The organism is Cellulomonas sp. URHE0023 (assembly GCF_000688475.1).
Classification (GTDB): Bacteria; Actinomycetota; Actinomycetes; order Actinomycetales; family Cellulomonadaceae; genus Cellulomonas.
On sequence record NZ_JIAN01000009.1, the window covers coordinates 309,575 to 329,461 of the forward strand.

The 19,887-nt window shown below is 71.5% G+C and carries 14 protein-coding genes and 2 rRNA genes; 7 read left to right on the plus strand and 9 right to left on the minus strand.

Features of this window, described 5'->3' with window-relative positions; genetic code table 11:
* Window positions 1–19 precede the first annotated feature (19 nt).
* The 4 genes from N553_RS0118240 to N553_RS0118255 are packed head-to-tail and all read right to left on the minus strand — an operon-like array spanning window position 20 to window position 3,679.
* A complete protein-coding gene (locus N553_RS0118240; protein WP_028047730.1) occupies window positions 20–364 on the minus strand; it encodes a hypothetical protein in 345 nt (114 codons plus the stop codon).
* Window positions 364–1,389 carry a hypothetical protein gene (locus N553_RS0118245; RefSeq protein WP_028047731.1) on the minus strand — a complete coding sequence of 342 codons (1,026 nt, stop codon included), beginning with the start codon at window positions 1,387–1,389 and terminating at the stop codon, window positions 364–366. The genes N553_RS0118240 and N553_RS0118245 overlap by 1 nt, the downstream gene beginning before the upstream one ends.
* Window positions 1,386–2,504 (minus strand): tRNA 2-thiouridine(34) synthase MnmA, encoded by a 1,119-nt coding sequence (gene mnmA / locus N553_RS0118250; RefSeq protein ID WP_028047732.1) that lies wholly within the window; start codon window positions 2,502–2,504, stop codon window positions 1,386–1,388. Before mnmA ends, N553_RS0118245 begins: the two co-directional genes overlap by 4 nt.
* Window positions 2,504–3,679, minus strand: coding sequence for a cysteine desulfurase family protein (locus N553_RS0118255; protein ID WP_028047733.1), 1,176 nt, complete (start codon window positions 3,677–3,679; stop codon window positions 2,504–2,506). The genes mnmA and N553_RS0118255 overlap by 1 nt, the downstream gene beginning before the upstream one ends.
* 84 nt (window positions 3,680–3,763) lie before the next feature.
* Between N553_RS0118255 and N553_RS0118260 the strand changes: the two genes are divergently transcribed.
* A complete protein-coding gene (locus tag N553_RS0118260; RefSeq protein ID WP_231505315.1) occupies window positions 3,764–4,765 on the plus strand; it encodes a phosphotransferase family protein in 1,002 nt (333 codons plus the stop codon).
* Between the two features lie 46 nt (window positions 4,766–4,811).
* On the opposite strand, the gene N553_RS0118265 is transcribed toward N553_RS0118260, so the two are convergent.
* The 3 genes from N553_RS0118265 to N553_RS0118275 form a co-directional block, all read right to left on the minus strand.
* Window positions 4,812–5,207, minus strand: a complete 396-nt coding sequence (locus tag N553_RS0118265) for a PLD nuclease N-terminal domain-containing protein (protein ID WP_028047735.1) — start codon at window positions 5,205–5,207, stop codon at window positions 4,812–4,814.
* Window positions 5,208–5,387: 180 nt separating this feature from the next.
* Window positions 5,388–6,374 (minus strand): electron transfer flavoprotein subunit alpha/FixB family protein, encoded by a 987-nt coding sequence (locus N553_RS0118270; RefSeq protein WP_028047736.1) that lies wholly within the window; start codon window positions 6,372–6,374, stop codon window positions 5,388–5,390.
* 18 nt (window positions 6,375–6,392) lie between these two features.
* The gene (locus tag N553_RS0118275; RefSeq protein ID WP_028047737.1) at window positions 6,393–7,187 is read right to left on the minus strand and encodes an electron transfer flavoprotein subunit beta/FixA family protein; all 795 of its coding nucleotides are present in this window, start codon (window positions 7,185–7,187) and stop codon (window positions 6,393–6,395) included.
* A gap of 103 nt (window positions 7,188–7,290) precedes the next feature.
* Here N553_RS0118275 and glgX point away from each other — a divergent pair, with 103 nt between their 5' ends.
* The 6 genes from glgX to glgB all read left to right on the plus strand — a co-directional run bounded on the left by glgX (window position 7,291) and on the right by glgB (window position 18,973).
* Window positions 7,291–9,477, plus strand: coding sequence for a glycogen debranching protein GlgX (gene glgX / locus N553_RS0118280; protein WP_028047738.1), 2,187 nt, complete (start codon window positions 7,291–7,293; stop codon window positions 9,475–9,477).
* Between the two features lie 49 nt (window positions 9,478–9,526).
* Window positions 9,527–11,173 (plus strand): FAD-binding dehydrogenase, encoded by a 1,647-nt coding sequence (locus N553_RS0118285; RefSeq protein WP_028047739.1) that lies wholly within the window; start codon window positions 9,527–9,529, stop codon window positions 11,171–11,173.
* A 73-nt stretch (window positions 11,174–11,246) separates the two neighbouring features.
* Window positions 11,247–13,256 (plus strand): alpha-1,4-glucan--maltose-1-phosphate maltosyltransferase, encoded by a 2,010-nt coding sequence (locus tag N553_RS0118290; protein WP_028047740.1) that lies wholly within the window; start codon window positions 11,247–11,249, stop codon window positions 13,254–13,256.
* Complete coding sequence (gene treS / locus N553_RS0118295) at window positions 13,253–15,004, plus strand: maltose alpha-D-glucosyltransferase (RefSeq protein WP_028047741.1); 1,752 nt, start codon at window positions 13,253–13,255, stop codon at window positions 15,002–15,004. Before N553_RS0118290 ends, treS begins: the two co-directional genes overlap by 4 nt.
* Window positions 15,001–16,230: an aminoglycoside phosphotransferase gene (locus N553_RS0118300; protein ID WP_028047742.1), complete on the plus strand. Its 1,230-nt coding sequence runs from the start codon at window positions 15,001–15,003 to the stop codon at window positions 16,228–16,230. Before treS ends, N553_RS0118300 begins: the two co-directional genes overlap by 4 nt.
* 559 nt (window positions 16,231–16,789) lie before the next feature.
* Window positions 16,790–18,973, plus strand: a complete 2,184-nt coding sequence (gene glgB, locus N553_RS0118305; RefSeq protein WP_028047743.1) for a 1,4-alpha-glucan branching protein GlgB — start codon at window positions 16,790–16,792, stop codon at window positions 18,971–18,973.
* Between the two features lie 525 nt (window positions 18,974–19,498).
* Here glgB and rrf read toward each other — a convergent pair.
* Window positions 19,499–19,615, minus strand: a 5S ribosomal RNA gene (rrf, locus tag N553_RS0118310).
* A gap of 82 nt (window positions 19,616–19,697) precedes the next feature.
* Window positions 19,698–19,887 (minus strand): 23S ribosomal RNA (locus N553_RS0118315); the annotation flags it as partial.

Consider the following 19,887-nt stretch of genomic DNA (forward strand, 5'->3'; position numbering starts at 1 on the left):
CTCCGCCGGCGCGCGGACGTCAGGCGCGGCGAAGCCGCGGAGCGACCAGGACACCGACGCAGACCGCTGCACCGCCCACCGCGAGAGCCGCGCCCAGGCGGGCACCCGTGGGCGACGCCGCCGCGACGACGACGGACCTCGACCCACCCCCGACGTCGAACGTGCAGACGCTCTGCGGCGGGAACACGCTGTACCGGACGTGCGAGCCGGGCTGTCCGGCGGCGAGGGCCTGCATGCAGGGCGAGTCGCTGGTCTGCGACAGCTGCGCGGTCCGCGTCCCGATGCCGATGAAGGCGACCGCGAGGAGCCCGAGGCCGACGAGCGCGCACGCCGAGGCGACCAGCAGAACCAGCGGACGACGCATCAGGACTCCGCTCGTTCCGCGACGAGACGCGCGGCGCGCACGAGCCCGGCGAGCACGGCGCGGGCATCGTCGGGGGTGCCCGCCCCTGTGGCGTCTCCGGCGAGCAGGACGACGTCGCGCAGGCTGACGGCGGGCAGCCCTACCGACCGCCACGGCCGCAGGAGCAGGTCCGCCTGACCTGCCACATCGGGGCCGGCGCACTGGGACGACGCCTGCGGGGGAAGCTCGGGCCAGAACGCCAACCCGCCCTCGACGACCTCTGCGACGCGCTCCCAGGACCGGTCGTCGAGCGCGGTGACGGCCAACGCGAACCCGTCGGCATGCGACGCCCGGATCGCACCGAGCGACGACCACGCGGTCCCGCCGTGCACGACGACCTTGGCCGACCCGGCAGCCCGCAGGGCCGTGGCCACCGACTCGAGGTGCGACGCGGCGACCGGCCCCGGTACGGAGCGCAGGGCCGAGTACCCGGAGAACGACGGCAGGACCCCGGCCATGACCTGCGCCAGGAGGGGCTCGTGCAGGAGCACGGAGGGCACGGCCCCGGGGACGGCACGGCGCAGCGCCTTGAGGTGGTCCGCGAGTCCCGCGCCGAGCGACGCGGTCAGCTCCCGGACCGCGCCGGGGTCGGAGACGACGCGGTCGCCGCGGGAGAGGTACAGGGACGCTGCGAGCGTGAGGGGTCCCAGTACGGGCACCACGACCGGACCGGAGTACCCGTGCGCAGCGACGGCCAGCGCGTCGACGTCCTCCCGGACGAACGACTGCGCACGCCCGAGGTCGCCACCCGGGTGCGCCGCGAGCTTCCAGCCGTGCGCACCGAGCTCGGTCGGCAGGTCCGCGAGGAGCGCAGCGGCCCGGCCGACCGGGTCGCCCCACGGCCCACGCGCGGCGAGCGTCACGGTGAAGGGCAGGCCCGCGACCTCCGCCGGTGTGTCCAGGAGGTCGCCGACGACGACGCTCTGCGCCTCGAGCACGTCGGAACCCGGCCACGGCCCGGTGCCGGTGACGGACGGGCGGCTCACCGCGCGGCGCCGACGGCGGCCGAGCCGACGCTGGACCGCACCGCGGCCGTGACGGTCGCCTGACCGAGCACCCTGCTCCCGTCGTAGAGCACTGCGGACTGTCCCGGGGCGACCCCGCGCAGGGCGCCGTCCACGGACACGGACACGGACCCGTCGGGCAGGACCGTCGCCCGCGCACGAGCCGCCGCGCCGTGCGCGCGAACCTGCAGCGAGCACTCGAACGGTTCCGGCGACGGCGCGACGAACCACACCGCCCGGTCGGCGAGCACCACGTCGACCGCCAGGTCCGCCGCCGACCCCACGACGACCCGGTTGTTCACGGGCTCCACCGACAGCACGTACCGCGGCTTCCCGTCCGGGGCGGGCCGCCCCAGGGACAGCCCGCGCCGCTGCCCCACGGTGTACGCGTACGCGCCGTCGTGGGTCCCCAGCACCGTTCCGGACTCGTCGACGATCTCACCGGGCTGCGACCCCAGCCGCGAGCGCAGGAAGCCTTGCGTGTCTCCGTCGGCGACGAAGCAGATGTCGTAGGAGTCCGGCTTGGCTGACACCGAGAGCCCCCGCGCCGCAGCCTCGCGCCGCGTCTCCTCCTTCGAGGCGACGTCGCCGAGCGGGAACAGCGACCGGGCGAGGCGCTCGGGCCCCATCACGGCGAGCACGTAGGACTGGTCCTTGGCAGCGTCGGCGGCGCGGTGCAGCTCGCGTGTGCCGTCGTCGCCGAGCTCGATGCGCGCGTAGTGCCCGGTCGCGACGGCGTCGAACCCGAGCGCGACCGCCTTGTCCAGCAGGGTCGCGAACTTGATGTGCTCGTTGCAGCGCACGCACGGGTTCGGGGTGCGCCCGGCCTCGTACTCGCTGACGAAGTCGGCCACGACGGTGTCCTCGAACTTCTCCGACAGGTCCCACACGTAGTACGGGATGCCGAGCACGTCGGCCGCGCGTCGCGCGTCGCCGGCGTCCTCGATGGAGCAGCAGCCGCGAGAGCCGGTGCGGAACTGGTCACGCGTTCGCGACAGGGCCATGTGCACGCCGACGACGTCATGACCGGCGTCGACCGCGCGCGCCGCCGCGACCGCCGAGTCGACCCCTCCGGAGAGTGCTGCCAGGACGCGCATCAGGAGACCGCCGCCAGTCCGGCGGCACGGGCCCGGTCGACCGCACCGGGGAGCACGTCCAGCAGGGCAGCCACGTCGGCGGCGACAGACGTGTGCCCGAGGCTGAACCGCAGCGCTCCGCGCGCCTCCAGCTCGTCGACCCCCATGGCCAGCAGGACGTGGCTGGGACGGGGCACGCCCGCCTGGCACGCGGAGCCGGTGGACGCCTCGACGCCCGCCGAGTCGAGCAGGTAGAGCAACGAGTCGCCCTCGCAGCCGCCGAACGTGAAGTGCGCGTTCGCGGGCAGGCGACCGGACTGCGGGCCGCGCAGGACCGCGCCGGGGACGGACTGGAGGACCCCGGTGACCAGCGCGTCGCGCAGCGCGCCGACGCGTGCGGCGAACGACTCCTGTGACGCGACAGCGGACGACACGGCTGTCGCGAACGAGGCCACCAAGGCCGCGTCGAGCGTCCCCGACCGCACGCCGCGCTCCTGCCCGCCCCCGTGCTGCACGGGGGTCAGCTCGAGCCCGCGTCGCGCGAGCAGCGCACCAGCTCCACCCGGCCCGCCGACCTTGTGCCCGGTGAGCGTGAGCGCGTCCAGCCCGGAGGCGCCGAAGTCGACGGGCACCTGCCCGACCGCCTGTACCGCGTCGGCGTGCACAGGAACCCCGAACCGGCGCGCGAGCGCGACGACCTCGTCCAAGGGCTGCAGGGCGCCCACCTCGTTGTTCGCCCACATGACGGAGATCAGCGCAGCCTCGTCGCCGTGCGCGGAGAGCTCCTCGTGGAGGGCATCGACGACGAGCACCCCGTCCGAGTCCACCGGCAGCAGCACCAGCTCGGCGCCCGCGTGCTCGGCCATCCAGAACGCCGGGTCGAGGACCGCATGGTGCTCGACCGCGGACACCAGGATCCGGCGACGCCGCAGGTCGTGCGTCCGCCGGGCCCAGAACAGGCCCTTGACCGCGAGGTTGTCGGCCTCCGTCCCGCCACTGGTCCACACGACCTCGCTCGGCCGGGCGCCCACGGCGGCGGCGAGCTGCTCGCGCGACTCCTCGACGACGCGTCGCGCGGCGCGACCGGACGCGTGCAGCGACGAGGGGTTGCCGGTGAGCGCGAGCTGCTCGGCGAGCACCCGCGTGGCCTCCGGGATCATGGGCGTGGTCGCCGCATGGTCGAGATACACGCTCACTGCACCAGTCTACGAACGGATCCGGCCCACGCCTTCCTCCCGGTGCGTGGACCACGCGTCAGCGGCGCGGCATGACCTGGCAGGATGTGCCGCGTGAGTGCCGACGACGTCATCGCCCTGCCGCTTGCCTTCAGTGGCCAGCGGCTGGACTGGCGCGACCTCCCGCGGCACGTCCGGGCCCGGATCACCGAGCTCGCCGGCTCTCAGGTCACCGCCGAGATCAGCGCGACGAGCGGGTTCAGCCCGGGCTTCGCAGCGGTCCTCGAGATGGCCGACGGACGTGGCGTCTTCGTCAAGGCCGTCTCCGGTGAGCAGAACCCCGTCTCCCCGCACCTCGCCCGCGCAGAGATCCGCGCGGCTCGCAGCCTCCCTCCGCAGGTGCCCGCGCCCGAGCTCCTGTGGTTCTCGGACGACGACGACTGGGTCATCCTGGGCTTCGAGGTGGTGCACGGCCGCTCCCCGGAGCTCCCGTGGAAGCGCACAGACCTGGAGGCGGTCGCCGACGCGCTCGGCGCGCTCGCGGACGCCGAGCCCGTGCCCGGTCACCAGCTGCCGCGCACGGATGACCTCCTCGCCGACGACTTCACGGGCTGGCGCAAGCTGACCGCGCTGCCGGACCACGTCCAGGCGCAGTACGCCGAGGTGGCCGGCGACCTCGGCAGGTGGGCGTTGGACAACCGCGAGCAGCTCGTGATCTGGGAGCAGGAAGCGCTCCGGGTGTGCTCGGGCGACGCTCTCGTGCACGGCGACCTGCGCGCCGACAACGTGATGATCGACCACGACCACGACCACCGCGTCTGGCTCATCGACTGGCCGCACGCCAGCGTGGGCGCGCCCTGGCTCGACCTCGCGTTCATGCTCCCCAGCGTCGCGCTGCAGGGTGGCGGTGACGCCGCGACGAACTTCCGCAGCCACGCCGTCTCGGACGGCGTGCACGACGACAACCTGCGCTCGAGCCTGGCCGGTCTCGCCGGCTACTTCGCGTGGAGCTCACGCCAGCCGCCGCCGCTCGGCATCCCGAACCTGCGACGGTTCCAGGCCGCCCAGGCCGTGGCCACCCTGCGCTGGCTGCGCGACCTGTCCTAGCAGGACGTCCCGGGAGGCGTGGTCAGCGACGTCCCGGGACGCGTCGTCAGCGGTCGGTCTCGCCGTTCTTCTGCAGCTTCGCCTCACGCTCGCGCAGCTGCTGCTCCCACTCCGCGAGCATCGCCTCGTGCTTGCGGTCGGACGCGCGCATGCCCGCCAGGAACTCCGGGTCATCGTCCGGCGACCCGTTGCGCGGCCGCTCGTACTCCGGGAACCCAGCGGTCTGCGTCGACGGCCAGGCCACCGCGCGCCCGCGCGTCGAGGACTCCGGCCGACCCGCGACGAGCCAGGCGATCGAGCCGACGATAGGCACGACGATGATCAGGAAGACCCACAGCGTCTTGGGCAGGTTCCGCACCAGCAGCGAATCCGTCTGGATGCACTCGATCAGGCAGTAGACGAGCAGTGCGAGCTCGAGGATGTAAGGCAGAAAACGCAGCATGGGCTCCCCTGGGCGACGCCAGGTCGGTCACCTGACGGTCAGCGGAACGCTAGCGGAGCGTCAGGTACCTCGACCGGCGGTTGGGGCCCGACGGCGGCGGTGTCACCCTGATGGCGCATCCGACGACGCACCCCGGTCGGGCAACGCCCGCGTGTCCCGTCGTGTGGCGTCGGGCTGACGTCAGCCCTTCAGTCGACGCAGCTCCGCGACGGCCTGCGGCAGGACGGTGAACAGGTCACCGACGACGCCGAAGTCCGCGATCTCGAAGATCGGGGCGTCGGGGTCGGAGTTGATCGCGACGATCGTCCCGGACGCCTGCATCCCGCCGCGGTGGTGGACGGCCCCGGAGACGCCGACGCCCACGTAGAGCTTCGGAGCGATCGTCACGCCGGTCTGGCCGATCTGCGCGTCGTGCCCGATCCAGCCCTCGTCGGTGGCCACGCGGGTCGCGCCGACCGCGCCGCCGATGACGTCGGCCAGCTCCTCGACGAGCGAGAAGTCACCCTCGGTCCCCCGGCCGCCCGCGACGACCACGGCAGCGCTCCCGAGGTCCGGGCGCCCGCTCTCCGGGCGCACGACCCGCTCGACGAGCGTCACGCGGCGCGCCTTCTCACTGACCGCGACGGCGTGGTCCGTGACCACGGGCGTCGTCGGGGCGATCGTCGAGACGACGACGCTGTTCGGCTTCACGGTGACGATCGCGAGCGGCGCGGTGATGGCGCACGTCGTGTTCCACGTCCCGGCGAACACGGTCTTGGCCGCGACGAAGCGCCCGTCCACCAGCGACAAGGTGTCGGCGTCGGTGATGACACCCGCGCCGGTGCTGACGGCGAGGCGCGCGGCGGCCTCCTTGTTCTCGAACGACGACTCGAGCAGCAGCAGCCCGGCGCCGGTCGCGTCCAGCAACGACGCCAGGGCCTCGGCGAGCACCGCAGACAGGTGCAGGTCGCCGTCCGCGGACAGCCGGTGCATATGGGTGGCACCGAGGGAGGCCACGTCGTCGATCACGGAAGCCGACGGCTCGATCCCGTCGAGGGGCCAGGCCGCGTGCACGGGCGCGGAACCCGCCAGGCCGCGCGCCAGCGTGAGGAGCTCGCGGACCGGTGCGCGCAGGGCGCCGGTCTCGGTGTGGTCGAGCAGGACGAGCACGGGTGCAGCGACAGTCACGGCGAGAGGTCCTGTTCTTCAGACGAGCTTGTTGTCGACGAGGTACGCCGCGAGCCGGGTGCCGGCGTCACCGGTGTCGTTGATCAGCACGCGGTTCTCGCGTGCCGGTCGGGCGGCAGCCTCGAGGACCTCGGTGCGAGCCCCCGGTGCGCCGACGCGCGAGGCGTCGACGCCGAGGTCCGCCAGCGTCAGCGTCGTGATCGGGATCTTGCGGGCGGCCATGATCCCCTTGAAGCCGGGGTACCGCGGCTCGTTGGCCTGGTCGGTGACCGAGACCAGTGCGGGCAGCGCCGCCTCGAGCACCTCCGAGGCGTGGTCGAGGTTGCGCCGGACCCGCACCGTGCGGGCGTCGGCGTCGACGGTCAGCTCGGCCGCGAGCGGCAGGGCGGGCACGTCGAGCAGCTCGGCGATCGCCGTCGGCAGCAGCGAGGTCAGTGCATCGAGCCCGGCCATGCCCGTGATCACGAGGTCCACGGGCTCCTGGGCGTCCAGGTGCTTGATCGCGGCGGCGAGCACTCGGGCGGTGCCGATCGCGTCGGAACCACCGATCGCGTCGTCGAGGACGTGCACGGCTTCCTGAGCGCCGAGCTGCAGTCCGCGACGGACGGCGTCGGCCGCGTCGGCGGGTCCCACGGTCAGCGCCACGACGGAGCCCTCCGACGCCTCGACGAGCGCGATGGCCGCCTCGAGCGCGTTCTCGTCGAGCTCGTTGATGGTGCCGTCACCCCCGTCGCGCACCACGCGGCGGTCCGGGCCGAGGGCCCGCTCCGACTGGATGTCCGGGACATGCTTCACGCACACGACGATCCTCACGCGGGGAAGGTTACCCGCCGCGGCGGTCCGGCCCGACGCCCGTTCCGCCTGCCGGGAACGCGCCGGCCGCACATCGGCGCGCGTGTTCCTCCACAATGTCGAGGTGACCTCCAGCCCTACGCGCAGTCGCCCACCGCGCCTCGGCGTGCACGTGACCGATCTCGGGGTGGACGTCGCGGTGTACGCCGCGCACGCCACGGCCGTCGACTTGTGCTTGTTCGACGGTCCCAAGGAACGACGCGTCTCCCTCGACGGCCCGGTGCACGGGGTGTTCAGCGCGAGCGTGGCGGGAGTGCTGCCCGGCCAGCGCTACGGGTTCCGGGCGCACGGCCCCTGGGAGCCGAGCGCGGGCTACCGGTACAACCCGGCCAAGCTGCTCGTCGACCCCTATGCCCGCGGGCTGGTGGGCGAGCTTGGGTACGGCCCCGAGACCTACGGCCACGTCGTGGGTCCCGACCTGACCGGCGATCCGTACGGTCCGGCCAGCTCGATCGACTCTGCGCACGCCGTGCCGCACTCGGTCGTCGTCGACACCCGCAACCTGACCAGTCCCGACCCGACGGCGAACCGGCCGTGGGTGCCGTGGTCGCGCTCCGTGATCTACGAGGCCCACGTCCGCGGTCTGACGCTCCTGAACGACCATCTGCCGCCTGAGCTGCGCGGTACGTACGCCGGCTTGGCGCACCCGTCGGTGGTCGACCACCTGCTCTCCCTCGGCGTCACCGCGATCGAGCTGCTGCCGGTCCACACGTTCGCCTCCGAGCCGCACCTGATCGAGAAGGGCCTGACCAACTACTGGGGCTACAGCTCGCTCGGGTTCTTCGCCCCGCACGCCGCGTTCGCCACGGCCGCGGCCCGCCAGGACGGTCCGGCGGCGATCCTCGACGAGCTGCGTACCGCCGTGCACGCGTTGCACGAGGCCGGCCTCGAGGTGCTTCTCGACGTGGTCTACAACCACACGTGCGAAGGCGGCCTCCCGGGCCAGCACGTCTCGTGGCGCGGTCTGGACAACGCCGCCTACTACCGGCACAACGGAGGCGCCCCGGCTGCCCTCGACGACGTGACGGGCACGGGCAACACCCTCGACTTCCGCCGCCCCGAGGTGGTCCGGATGACCCTGGACTCGCTGCGCTACTGGGCGGACGTCGTGGGGGTCGACGGCTTCCGGTTCGACCTGGCCGTGACCCTCGGGCGGGACGGCGGTGGCTACTCCCCGGACCACCCCGCAATCGTCGCGATGGCCACCGAGCCGAGCCTGCACGGCCTCAAGCTCATCGCCGAACCGTGGGACGTGGGACCTGGCGGGTGGCGCACCGGCCAGTTCCCGCCGCCGTTCGGCGAGTGGAACGACCGGTTCCGCAACGCCGTGCGCTCCTTCTGGCTCGCCGACCCGGCCCGCGCCGCGCACGGGCTGCCCGGGCACCGCGCGCGCGACCTGGCGACGCGTCTGTCCGGCTCTGTGGACCTGTTCGGCCACAGCGACCCACCGCTCGTCCGCGGGCCCATCGCGTCGGTCAACTACATCACCGCGCACGACGGCTTCACGATGGCCGACCTGGTTGCCTACGACCACAAGCACAACGCGGCCAACGGCGAGCAGAACCGGGACGGGTCCGACGACAACCGCTCGTGGAACCACGGCATCGAGGGGCAGGTCACCGTGGACTCCCCAGCGGCCGACATCGTCCCCCTGCGTCGCCGCTCGATCCGCAACCTGTTCGCGACCCTGGTGCTTGCCGCGGGCGTTCCCATGATCACGGCGGGCGACGAGATGGGCCGGTCGCAGAAGGGCAACAACAACGCGTACTGCCAGGACTCCGAGATCTCCTGGATGCGCTGGGACCTGGTGCCCTGGCGCAAGGACCTCCTCGCTACGGCGCGGTCGCTGCTGGCCCTGCGCCGAGACCACCCCGCGCTGCGGACCGAGCAGTTCTACACCGGGCGCCCGGTAGGGCCGGGCCGCCGGCCGGACCTGGCCTGGTACGACGCGCTGGGCAACCTGTTCGACCACGACCGCTGGTACGACCCGTCCGTGCGGACCCTCCAGATGGTGCGCACGGCCGCGCTGCCGGAGAAGGACACGGTCATGATCGTCATCAACGGCTCTCTCGACGCGATGCACCTCGTGCTGGCCGACGACCACGGGGGACGCTGGCGCCTGGCGTGGGACTCGGTGTGGGAGCACCCGAACGAGGAGTCCGCGGTCGCGATCGAAGGCGGCCTGTACGCGGAGCCGGGCGAGGCGTCCGTCATCGAGCCCATGAGCATGCGCGTGTACGTGCTCGTCTGAGCCGTCGACGCCTTCTGAACAACCGTCCAGAAGGCGTACGGTACGTGTCATGACCAACACCGTCGTTGTCATCGGCGCAGGCCTGTCCGGGCTCGTCGCCACCGCAGAGCTGCTCGCCGCCGGACACCACGTGACCCTGCTGGACGCCGAGAACGGAGCCAGCCTCGGCGGCCAGGCGTTCTGGTCGTTCGGCGGCCTCTTCCTGGTCGACTCACCCGAGCAGCGACGCCTCGGCGTCAAGGACTCCGCCGACCTCGCGCTGGCCGACTGGCTGGGATCCGCGCAGTTCGGCGACGCCGACCGTTGGGGGCGCGCCTGGGCCGAGGGGTTCGTGTCCTTCGCCGCCGGGGAGATGCGGTCGTGGCTGGCCGGTCAGGGTGTGAAGTGGTTCCCGCTCGTGCAGTGGCCCGAGCGGGGCGGCTACCAGGCAGGCGGCCACGGCAACTCGGTCCCGCGGTTCCACGTCACCTGGGGCACCGGCCCCGGGATCCTCGAGCCGTTCGTCCGCGCGCTGCTCGACGCCCGTCGCTCGGGCCGGGTCGACGTGCGCTTCCGGCACCGCGTCACCGGACTGGTCCTCACGGACGGCGTCGTGACCGGTGTGCGCGGCGAGGTGCTCGCCTCCGACGGCGTCGACCGCGCAGTCCCGAGCAGCCGCACAGTGGTGCGCCCGTTCGAGCTCGCCGCCGACTCCGTGGTCGTCGCGAGCGGCGGCATCGGCGCGAACCACGACCGCGTCCGCGCCACATGGCCCTCCGCGGCCGGCGCCCTGCCCGCCCGCATGCTCTCCGGCGTCCCCGACCACGTGGACGGCTCAGGCATCGAGGCCGCCCGGGACAGCGGCGCCGCCGTCGTGCACGAGGACCGCATGTGGCACTACCCCGAAGGCATCACGAACCACTCACCCGTCTGGAGCGAGCACGGCATCCGCATCCTCGCCGGCCCGAGCAGCCTGTGGCTCGACGCCGACGGCAACCGCCTGCCCACACCCCTGTTCCCGGGCTTCGACTCCCTCGGCGCACTGACCCACATCACCCAGCGCGGTGACGACCACTCGTGGTTCGTCCTCGACAAGACGATCCTGGGCGCCGAGTTCGCACTGTCGGGCTCCGAGCAGAACCCTGACCTCACCGGCAAGGACCTGCGCCTGCTCCTCGAGCGCGTCAAGCCGGGGGCCGTCGGTCCGGTGGAGACGTTCGCGCAGAAGTCCGACGAGTTTCTGTGGGCCGACACCCCCGCCGAGCTGGCCGCGAAGATGAACGGTCTGTCCGGGACCACCCGGATCGACGCGGCAGCGCTGACCCGCACGATCGAGGCGCGCGACCAGCAGGTCGCGACCGGGCTCGGCAAGGACCCGCAGGTCGTCGCGACCGCCATGGCCCGCCGGTTCGTCGTGGACAAGCTCATCCGCGTGGCCAAGCCGCACCGGCTGCTCGACCCTGCACACGGCCCCTTGCTCGCGGTCCGGCTGTCCGTCCTCACGCGCAAGACACTGGGCGGCCTGCATACCGACCTCGAGGGACGGGTGCTGCGGCCGGACGGCCAGGTGCTGCCCGGCCTGTGGGCCGTGGGCGAGGCCGCGGGCTTCGGCGGCGGTGGCGTGCACGGTCACCGGGCCCTGGAGGGGACGTTCCTCGGAGGTTGCCTGTACACGGGCCGCACGACCGGCAGGGCGCTCGCGGCCACCATGCGCTGAGAGGCGCTCGTGGCCCGTCCCACATTCCGCTACCAGATGCCTGCCACCTGCACCTACGGATAGGTTCGGGACTGTGACGACTCTCCCGGGCGAGAACAGCCCGAACATCGGCCGCATCCCTGTCGTGGACGTCTCCCCCGTCGCCGAGGCGGGGCGCTTCCCGGCCAAGGCCGTCGTCGGTGAAGCGGTCCCGATCCGCGCGACCGTGTTCCGCGAGGGTCACGACGCGGTCGGTGCGACGGCCGTGCTCACGGACCCCTCCGGCGTCGACCGCGCGAGCGTGCGCATGGTCGACATCGCGCCCGGGCTCGACCGGTTCGAGGCCCGCGTGGTCCCCACCAGCACCGGCAGGTGGACCTTCCGCGTCGAGGGCTGGTCGGACCCTTACGGCACCTGGGCGCACGACGCGTCGATCAAGGTCGAGGCCGGTGTCGACGTCGAGCTCATGCTCACCGAAGGCGCACTGCTGCTCGAGCGGGCGAGCCGACGCAAGGGCACGAAGGGCATCCAGCCGGTGCTGCTGGACGCGGTCGTCGGCCTGCGCGACCACACCCGGCCGCCCGCCGACCGGCTCGCGGCGGGACTGTCGGCGGCCGTGCGGTCAGCGCTCGACGCGCACCCGTTCCGTGAGGCCGTGACGCGCTCGCCGTCGTACCCGCTCGTGGTCGACCGGCCGCTCGCACTCGCAGGCTCCTGGTACGAGCTGTTCCCGCGGTCGGCCGGGGCCACCTACGACTACGACACCGGCACCTGGACGTCCGGCACGCTGCGCACAGCGGCGCTCGACCTGCCGCGGATCGCCGGGATGGGGTTCGACGTCGTCTACCTGACGCCCGTCCACCCGATCGGCACCACGCACCGCAAGGGCCGCAACAACGCGCTCGACGCGGAGCCGGGCGACCCCGGGTCGCCCTACGCGATCGGGTCGAAGGACGGCGGGCACGACGCCATCGAGCCGTCGCTCGGCACGTTCGACGACTTCGACTACTTCGTCGCCCAGAGCCGCGCCCTCGGGATGGAGGTCGCGCTCGACGTCGCTCTGCAGTGCTCACCGGACCACCCGTGGGTGACCGCCCACCCGGAGTGGTTCACCACTCGTGCGGACGGCACCATCGCCTACGCCGAGAACCCGCCGAAGAAGTACCAGGACATCTACCCGCTGAACTTCGACAACGACCCCGAGGGCATCTACCGCGAGATCCGTCGGGTCCTGCAGGTGTGGATCGACCACGGCGTCACGCTGTTCCGCGTGGACAACCCGCACACCAAGCCCCTCGACTTCTGGGAGCGGATCCTGGCCTCGGTCCGGGCCGACCACCCCGAGGTGATCTTCCTGTCCGAGGCGTTCACGCGCCCGGCCATGATGCAGACGCTCGCCAAGATCGGCTTCCACCAGTCGTACACGTACTTCACCTGGCGCAACACCAAGGCCGAGCTGACGGAGTACCTGGCCGAGGTGTCCGGCGAGCAGGGCTCCTGGATGCGGCCGAGCTTCTGGCCGACGACGCACGACATCCTCCCGCCGTACCTGCAGGCCACCGGCGTACCGGGCTTCGCGGTGCGGGCGGTTCTCGCGGCCTGCGGCGCGCCGACCTGGGGCATCTACTCGGGCTACGAGCTCGTCGAGAACGTCCCCAGGCCGGGCGTGGAGGAGCAGATCGACAACGAGAAGTACGAGTTCAAGCCCCGCGTCTGGGGGGTCGCCGACAGCCTCGGCATCAGCCTGCTGCTGGGCCGTCTCAACGAGATCCGTCGCAACCACCCGGCTCTGCAGCAGCTGCGCAACCTGCACGTGCACCCGACGTCCGACGACGCGCTCGTGGCGTTCTCCCGGCACCTGTCCGCCGAGAACTCGCCCACCGGTCGGGACGACACCATCCTCGTGATCGTCAACCTGGACACGTCGAGCGCCCGCGAGGGGTGGGTGGACCTGGACCTCGACGCGCTCGGCCTCGGGCACGGCCGGCCGGTCGTCGCCCACGACGTGCTGTCCGACGACGCCTACGAGTGGTCGTCGCCGGCCTACGTCCGGCTGGACCCCGTGGTGCGCGTCGCGCACGTGATCCGCCTGGTGTCGACATGACACCCCTCGGCCGGCACCCTCGCGAGCCTGCTCCCACCACGGCCCAGCTCTCGCTGCCGGGCCGACGCCAGCCCGTCGTCCCCTCCCCCGAGACCCCCGGCCTCGTCAACGACCCCGAGTGGTACCGCACGGCGGTGTTCTACGAGGTCATGCTGCGCACGTTCTCCGACTCCTCCGGCCAGGGCAGCGGTGACCTGCGCGGCCTGATCGACCGGCTCGACTACCTGCAGTGGCTCGGCATCGACTGCCTCTGGCTGCCGCCCTTCTACCCGAGCCCACTGCGCGACGGCGGCTACGACGTGGCCGACTACACGGCGATCGCGTCCCAGTACGGGTCGATGGCCGACTTCACCGAGCTCATCGAGCAGGTGCACGCTCGCGGCATGCGCATCGTGGTGGACCTCGTCATGAACCACACGAGCGACCAGCACCCGTGGTTCCAGGCGTCGCGCTCCGACCCGGAGGGGCCGTACGGCGACTTCTACGTGTGGAGCGACGACAACACGCGGTACCCGGACGCGCGCATCATCTTCGTCGACACCGAGACGTCGAACTGGACGTTCGACCCCGTGCGTCGGCAGTTCTTCTGGCACAGGTTCTTCAGCCACCAGCCCGATCTGAACTTCGAGAACCCGCGCGTCGTCGAGGCGATGCTCGACGTCGGACGGTTCTGGCTAGGCATCGGAGTCGACGGGTTCCGCCTGGACGCGGTGCCATACCTGTTCGAGGCCGAGGGCACCAACTGCGAGAACCTGCCCGAGACGCACGCGTTCCTTCGGTCGGTCCGTCGGATGATCGACGACGAGTTCCCGGGCCGGATCATGCTGGCCGAGGCCAACCAGTGGCCCGAGGACGTGGTGCACTACTTCGGCACCGAGGACGAGCCCGAGTGCCACATGTGCTTCCACTTCCCGGTGATGCCGCGCATCTACTACAGCATCCGGGACCAGCGGGCCACGCAGATCGTCGACATCCTGGCCGACACCCCGCCGATCCCGAAGAACGGTGCGCAGTGGAGCACGTTCCTGCGCAACCACGACGAGCTGACCCTCGAGATGGTGTCCACGGAGGAGCGCGCGTCGATGTACGGCTGGTTCGCTCCGGACTCGCGGATGCGTGCCAACGTGGGAATCCGCAGACGGCTGGCTCCCCTCCTCGACAACTCGCGCAAGGAGATCGAGCTCGCGCACGCCCTCCTGCTGTCCCTGCCGGGCAGCCCGTGCCTGTACTACGGCGACGAGATCGGCATGGGCGACAACATCTGGCTCCCCGACCGGGATGCGGTCCGTACCCCGATGCAGTGGACCCCGGACCGGAACGCGGGCTTCTCGACGGCCGACCCGGGCAAGCTCTACCTGCCGCTGGTCCAGTCGCTGGTGCACCACTACGGCCACACCAACGTCGAGGCCCAGCTCGCCCAGCCGACGTCGCTGCTGCACTGGGTGCGCGGGATGCTCACCGTGCGGCGCCAGCACCCGGCACTCGGCGCCGGTGAGTTCGAGGTCCTGACGTGCGACAACGACTCGATCTTGGCATTCTGTCGGCACACACAGACCGAGACCCTGCTGATCGTCGCGAACATGGCCGCGACCGCACGAGCCGCCACGATCCACCTGCCGGAACGCGCGGGGTGGAGCATGCACGACGTGTTCGGCGGCGCCGACTTCCCGTCGATCCGCGCGGACGGCACCTGCACGTTCACGCTCGGTTCGCGCGACTTCTACTGGCTGGAGCTGACCTCTCCGTGATCCTGACCGCCCGCACCACGCCCGACGACGACCGCCTCCTCGAGGTGGTGCAGGGTTGGCTGCCGGCGCAGCGCTGGTTCCCGGCCAAGGGCGTGCGCGCGGAGCTGTCCGCCGTCGCAGGGATCGATCTGGGTGAGGGCGTGCGCATCCTCCTGGTGCGCGTGCACGCCGGCTCGATCGACGCGGTGCTGCAGGTGCCGCTGGTCCTCGGCTCGTCCGAGGGTGAGGTCATCGGATCGCTCGACGGACGGCCCGTCTGCGACGGTGCCGCGCACCCGATGTTCCTACGAGCCTGGCTCGCTGCCGCTGACGGCCCGGGGATCACGGCTGACCCGGCCACGGCGCGCGTGGTCAGCGGGGAGCAGTCGAACACGTCGGTGATCCTCGGCGGCGGCATCCTGAAGGTCCTGCGGGCGGTCGCCCCCGGCGAGAACCCGGACGTCGACGTCCCCCGCCACCTGGTCTCGGTCGGGTGGCCGAACGTCCCGACGCCGCTGGCCTGGTTGCAGGCGACCTGGCCGGGTGCCGACGAGCCTGGGTATCTCGGTGTGCTGAGCGCCTTCGTCGACGACGCCGAGGACGGCTTCGAGCTTGCCTGCGACCTCGCACGCATCGGATCGTCCTTCGTGGGACCCGCCACCGACCTCGGCCGCGTGACGCTGGGGATGCACGAGGCCATGGTCGAGTCGTACGGGGTCTCGTCGTCGAGCGTCGAGGAGGTGGCCCGGGCCGTCGAGAACCGGTTCGCGTGGGCCTTGTCCGCCGTGCCGTCGCTGACGCGGTTCGCCCCCGGCGTGGCAGCCGTCGTCGCCGACGTCCGCGCGCTGCCCGACGTGCCTGCCAGGCAGCGCGTGCACGGCGACCTGCACCTCGGCCAGGTCCTCCGTTCGCACGGGACCTGGTTCATCACGGACTTCGAGGGTGAGCCGCTGGCTCCGCTCGCCCAGAGGACCCGGCCCGACCTCGCCGTCCGGGACGTCGCGGGGCTGCTGCGCTCCATCGACTACGCCGCCGCAGTCGGCGGACTCACCGGGCCGTCGGCGCGCGAGTGGACCTCCGAGGCGCGCGACGGACTGCTCGCCGGCTATGGCTTGGACGAGCACGCGACGCTGGTCCGGGCGCTCGAGCTGGACAAGACCCTGTACGAGGCGGTCTACGAGTCCCGCAACCGGCCCACCTGGCTGCCCATCCCGTTGGCCGGGCTCGAACGCCTGACGTCCGATTAGCCCAGGGGCCGCCGGGTAGACGCTTGTCGGAGACGAGTCGCCGCCCGGCCGCGATGCAGGTGGCCGACTGAGTTCTGAACCTGCCAGCCGGCAGGCCCCTGGCTGCATCCATGGCGCCGCTCCGGTCTCCTTAACCGCGTCGTCCGCCCTCAGTGCCCCTCTCGCCCCAGGCGCCGCCCGGTCGTCGAACGCCAGTCCGGCGTCTCCGGCCTCTCCAGCCGCGTCGTCCGCCCTCACGTCCACCTCTCTCGCCCCAGGTGCCGACCAGTCGTCGAGCGCCAGTCCGGCGTCTCCGGTCTCTCTCACCGCGTCGTCCGCCCTCACGTGCCCCTCTCGCCCTAGGTGCCGTCCGGTTGTCGAGCACGAGCCAGGCGTCTGACCGACGCTGCTCGCTGGTCCGGCGGCGATCGGCGACCAGCACCACGGCTGGGCCATGCCCGCCGCGTCATCCCCGCGCCGACCCGCGAAAGGCCCTGCGCACAGGTGCGAACCCGCAGATGGCACAGGTCACTTACGCGGCGTACCTGCGCAAACACCGCGCGGGTGGTTGGGTAGGGGGATGAGCCCGGCCGCCCCTTCCCCGGTCCCCGTCGACACCGACGTGCTGCGAAGCGTCGCCTACGGGGTGTCCTACGCGCCCCATGACGTCCTGGGTCCGCACCCAGGCGGCAGCGGAATCACGATCCGTACGCTGCGGCCGCTCGCGGACGCCGTCGTCGTCGTCACGGCGACCGGTCGGATTCCCGCCCGGCACGAGCAGGACGGCATCTGGGTCGCGGTCCTGCCTGTCGCGGAGGTGCCCGACTACCGCCTCGAGGTCACGTACGACGCGCTGACCACGACGGTCGACGACCCGTACCGGTTCCTGCCGACCGTGCAGGAGCTCGACCGCCACCTCGTGCGCGAGGGACGCCACGAACAGCTGTGGACCGTGCTGGGCGCCAACGTGCGCACCTATCCCGGTCAGCTCGGCGAGGTCAGCGGAACGTCCTTCGCCGTCTGGGCCCCGAACGCCCGCGCCGTGCGCGTGGTCGGCGACTTCAACTACTGGCAGGGTGCGTCGCACGCCATGCGCTCGCTGGGCGAAAGCGGCGTCTGGGAGATCTTCGCCCCGGGAGTCCGGGCGGGCGCGCGCTACAAGTTCGAGATCCTGGGTCAGGACGGTTCGTGGCGGCAGAAGGCAGACCCCCTCGCCCGCGGCACAGAGATCCCGCCCGCCACCGCCTCGGTGGTCGTCGAGGAGGGCTTCGAGTGGGGTGACGCGGACTGGCTCACCGCCCGCGCCACCCGCGATCCGCACACGTCAGCGATGAGCGTCTACGAGGTCCACCTCGGCTCCTGGCGCATCGGCTTGTCGTACCGCGACCTGGCGCACCAGCTCACCGAGCACGTCCTCGCGCTCGGGTTCACGCACGTCGAGCTGATGCCGGTCGCCGAGCACCCGTTCGGCGGCTCGTGGGGCTATCAGGTGTCGTCCTACTTCGCCCCGACGTCGCGGTTCGGCCATCCGGACGACTTCCGGTACCTCGTCGACACCCTGCACCGCGCCGGCATCGGCGTCATCGTCGACTGGGTGCCTGCGCACTTCCCGAAGGACGAGTGGTCGCTGGCCCAGTTCGACGGGACCGCCCTCTACGAGCACCCCGATCCCCTGCTCGGGGAGCACCCCGACTGGGGCACCTACGTCTTCAACTTCGGCCGTGCCGAGGTGCGGAACTTCCTGGTGGCGAACGCGACGTTCTGGCTCGAGGAGTTCCATGTCGACGGCCTGCGCGTCGATGCCGTCGCGTCGATGCTCTACTTGGACTACTCGCGCAAGGCCGGCCAGTGGCGCCCCAACCAGTACGGCGGCCGCGAGAACCTGGACGCCATCTCGTTCCTGCAGGAAGCCAACGCGACGGCCTACCGACGCACCCCGGGGATCATGATGATCGCCGAGGAGTCGACAGCGTGGCCGGGTGTCACGGCACCCACCGACGCCAACGGTCTCGGCTTCGGCCTGAAGTGGAACATGGGCTGGATGAACGACACCCTCCGGTACCTGGCGGAGCAGCCCGTCCACCGGCGCTACCACCACAACGAGATCACCTTCTCGATGGTCTACGCCTACTCCGAGCGGTTCGTCCTGCCCATCAGCCACGACGAGGTGGTGCACGGCAAGGGCTCGCTCTACGAGCGGATGCCCGGCGACCACTGGCAGAAGCTCGCGGGCGTCCGGCTGCTGTTCGGCTACCAGTGGACACATCCCGGCAAGCAGCTGCTCTTCATGGGCAGCGAGTTCGCGCAGCAGACCGAGTGGGCCGAGTCGCGCTCGCTCGACTGGCACGCCCTGAACGACCCGGCGCACGAGGGCGTCATGCGGTCCGTGTCCGACCTGAACCGCATCTACAGTGCGACGCCGGCTCTCTGGCAGCTCGACCACAGCGGTGACGGCTTCGAGTGGATCGACTCCGACGACGCCTTCCGCAACACCCTCGCCTATCTCCGCAAGGGTGTCGGCGTCCCGCCCGTGGCTGTCGTCGTCAACTTCGCCGGCGTCCCGCACGAGGAGTACCGGCTCGCCCTGCCCAAGAGCGGGACCTGGCGCGAGATCTACAACTCAGACAGCGTCGCCTACGGTGGCTCCGGGGTGGGCAACCTCGGTCAGATCCAGGCCGAGGACGTCGAGCACTACGGTCGCCCCGCGTCCGCATCGATCCGCGTTCCCCCGCTGGGGATCGTCGTCTTCGAAGCCTCCAGCTGATCGTCGCGCCCGCACACGCACGACCGTGCCCTCGGCACATGTCCGACGCGAAAGGGCAACGCCGCTCGCAACCGTGAATTGCTGTCACCGGCAACGCCGCGCCGTAGACAGCAATCACGGCTGCGCGTGTCCGGCGACCCAGGATCAACCCCCGCGCGTCGCAGGCCCTCCCCCACGTGCAGGGCATAGTCGTTGCGAGCCTCCGGGGCCATAAGACCGAATCGCCGCTGACCATATGACGATCAGGTCATCATCACAGCCGACGACCGCGGACCGCTTCATCGCAACAACCGACGCTCGAGGACCGCCTGCGTCCCTCCGGCCGGCATCTGACGACCGCGTCGTCCTTGCGGCCGGCAGCTGAGAATCGCGTCGCTGCAGCCAGCATCTGGCGAGGCCCACCCGACCGAGAACAACGAGGTCTCCGACCGCGCGGACAGGGCTGGCCCCTGCCGCCAAGGCCACGGAACGATGCGTCCAGAAACAGGAAAAGCCACCCCCGGAGGGGTGGCTTTCCTGAATGATGTCCGGCGGCGTCCTACTCTCCCACACCCTGGCGAGTGCAGTACCATCGGCGCTGAGGGGCTTAGCTTCCGGGTTCGGAATGGGACCGGGCGTTTCCCCCTCGCTATGACCGCCGTAACGTTGTCGAGTTGTCAAACGGGTTCCCGTTCGTCTCTCGGGAACGGCACAGTGGACGCGTAGCACATTGACTTGAATGAATGTGATGAAGTTGTCGGCTTATTAGTACCGGTCAGCTGCGAGGGTCGTTAGTCCCCTCTTCCACATCCGGCCTATCTACCCAGTGGTCTAGCTGGGAGCCTCTCGGGGATCAAGTCCCCATGGAAACCTCATCTTGAAGCAGGCTTCCCGCTTAGATGCTTTCAGCGGTTATCCCTTCCGAACGTAGCCAA

What these genes read in the sequence shown, in the direction of transcription:
- N553_RS0118240 (WP_028047730.1), bottom strand. Translation starts at nt 364, where the DNA reads ATGCGTCGTCCGCTGGTTCTGCTGGTCGCCTCGGCGTGCGCGCTCGTC.
- mnmA (WP_028047732.1), bottom strand. Translation starts at nt 2,504, where the DNA reads ATGCGCGTCCTGGCAGCACTCTCCGGAGGGGTCGACTCGGCGGTCGCG.
- N553_RS0118260 (WP_231505315.1), top strand. Translation starts at nt 3,764, where the DNA reads ATGTGCCGCGTGAGTGCCGACGACGTCATCGCCCTGCCGCTTGCCTTC.
- N553_RS0118265 (WP_028047735.1), bottom strand. Translation starts at nt 5,207, where the DNA reads ATGCTGCGTTTTCTGCCTTACATCCTCGAGCTCGCACTGCTCGTCTAC.
- N553_RS0118285 (WP_028047739.1), top strand. Translation starts at nt 9,527, where the DNA reads ATGACCAACACCGTCGTTGTCATCGGCGCAGGCCTGTCCGGGCTCGTC.
- treS (WP_028047741.1), top strand. Translation starts at nt 13,253, where the DNA reads ATGACACCCCTCGGCCGGCACCCTCGCGAGCCTGCTCCCACCACGGCC.
- glgB (WP_028047743.1), top strand. Translation starts at nt 16,790, where the DNA reads ATGAGCCCGGCCGCCCCTTCCCCGGTCCCCGTCGACACCGACGTGCTG.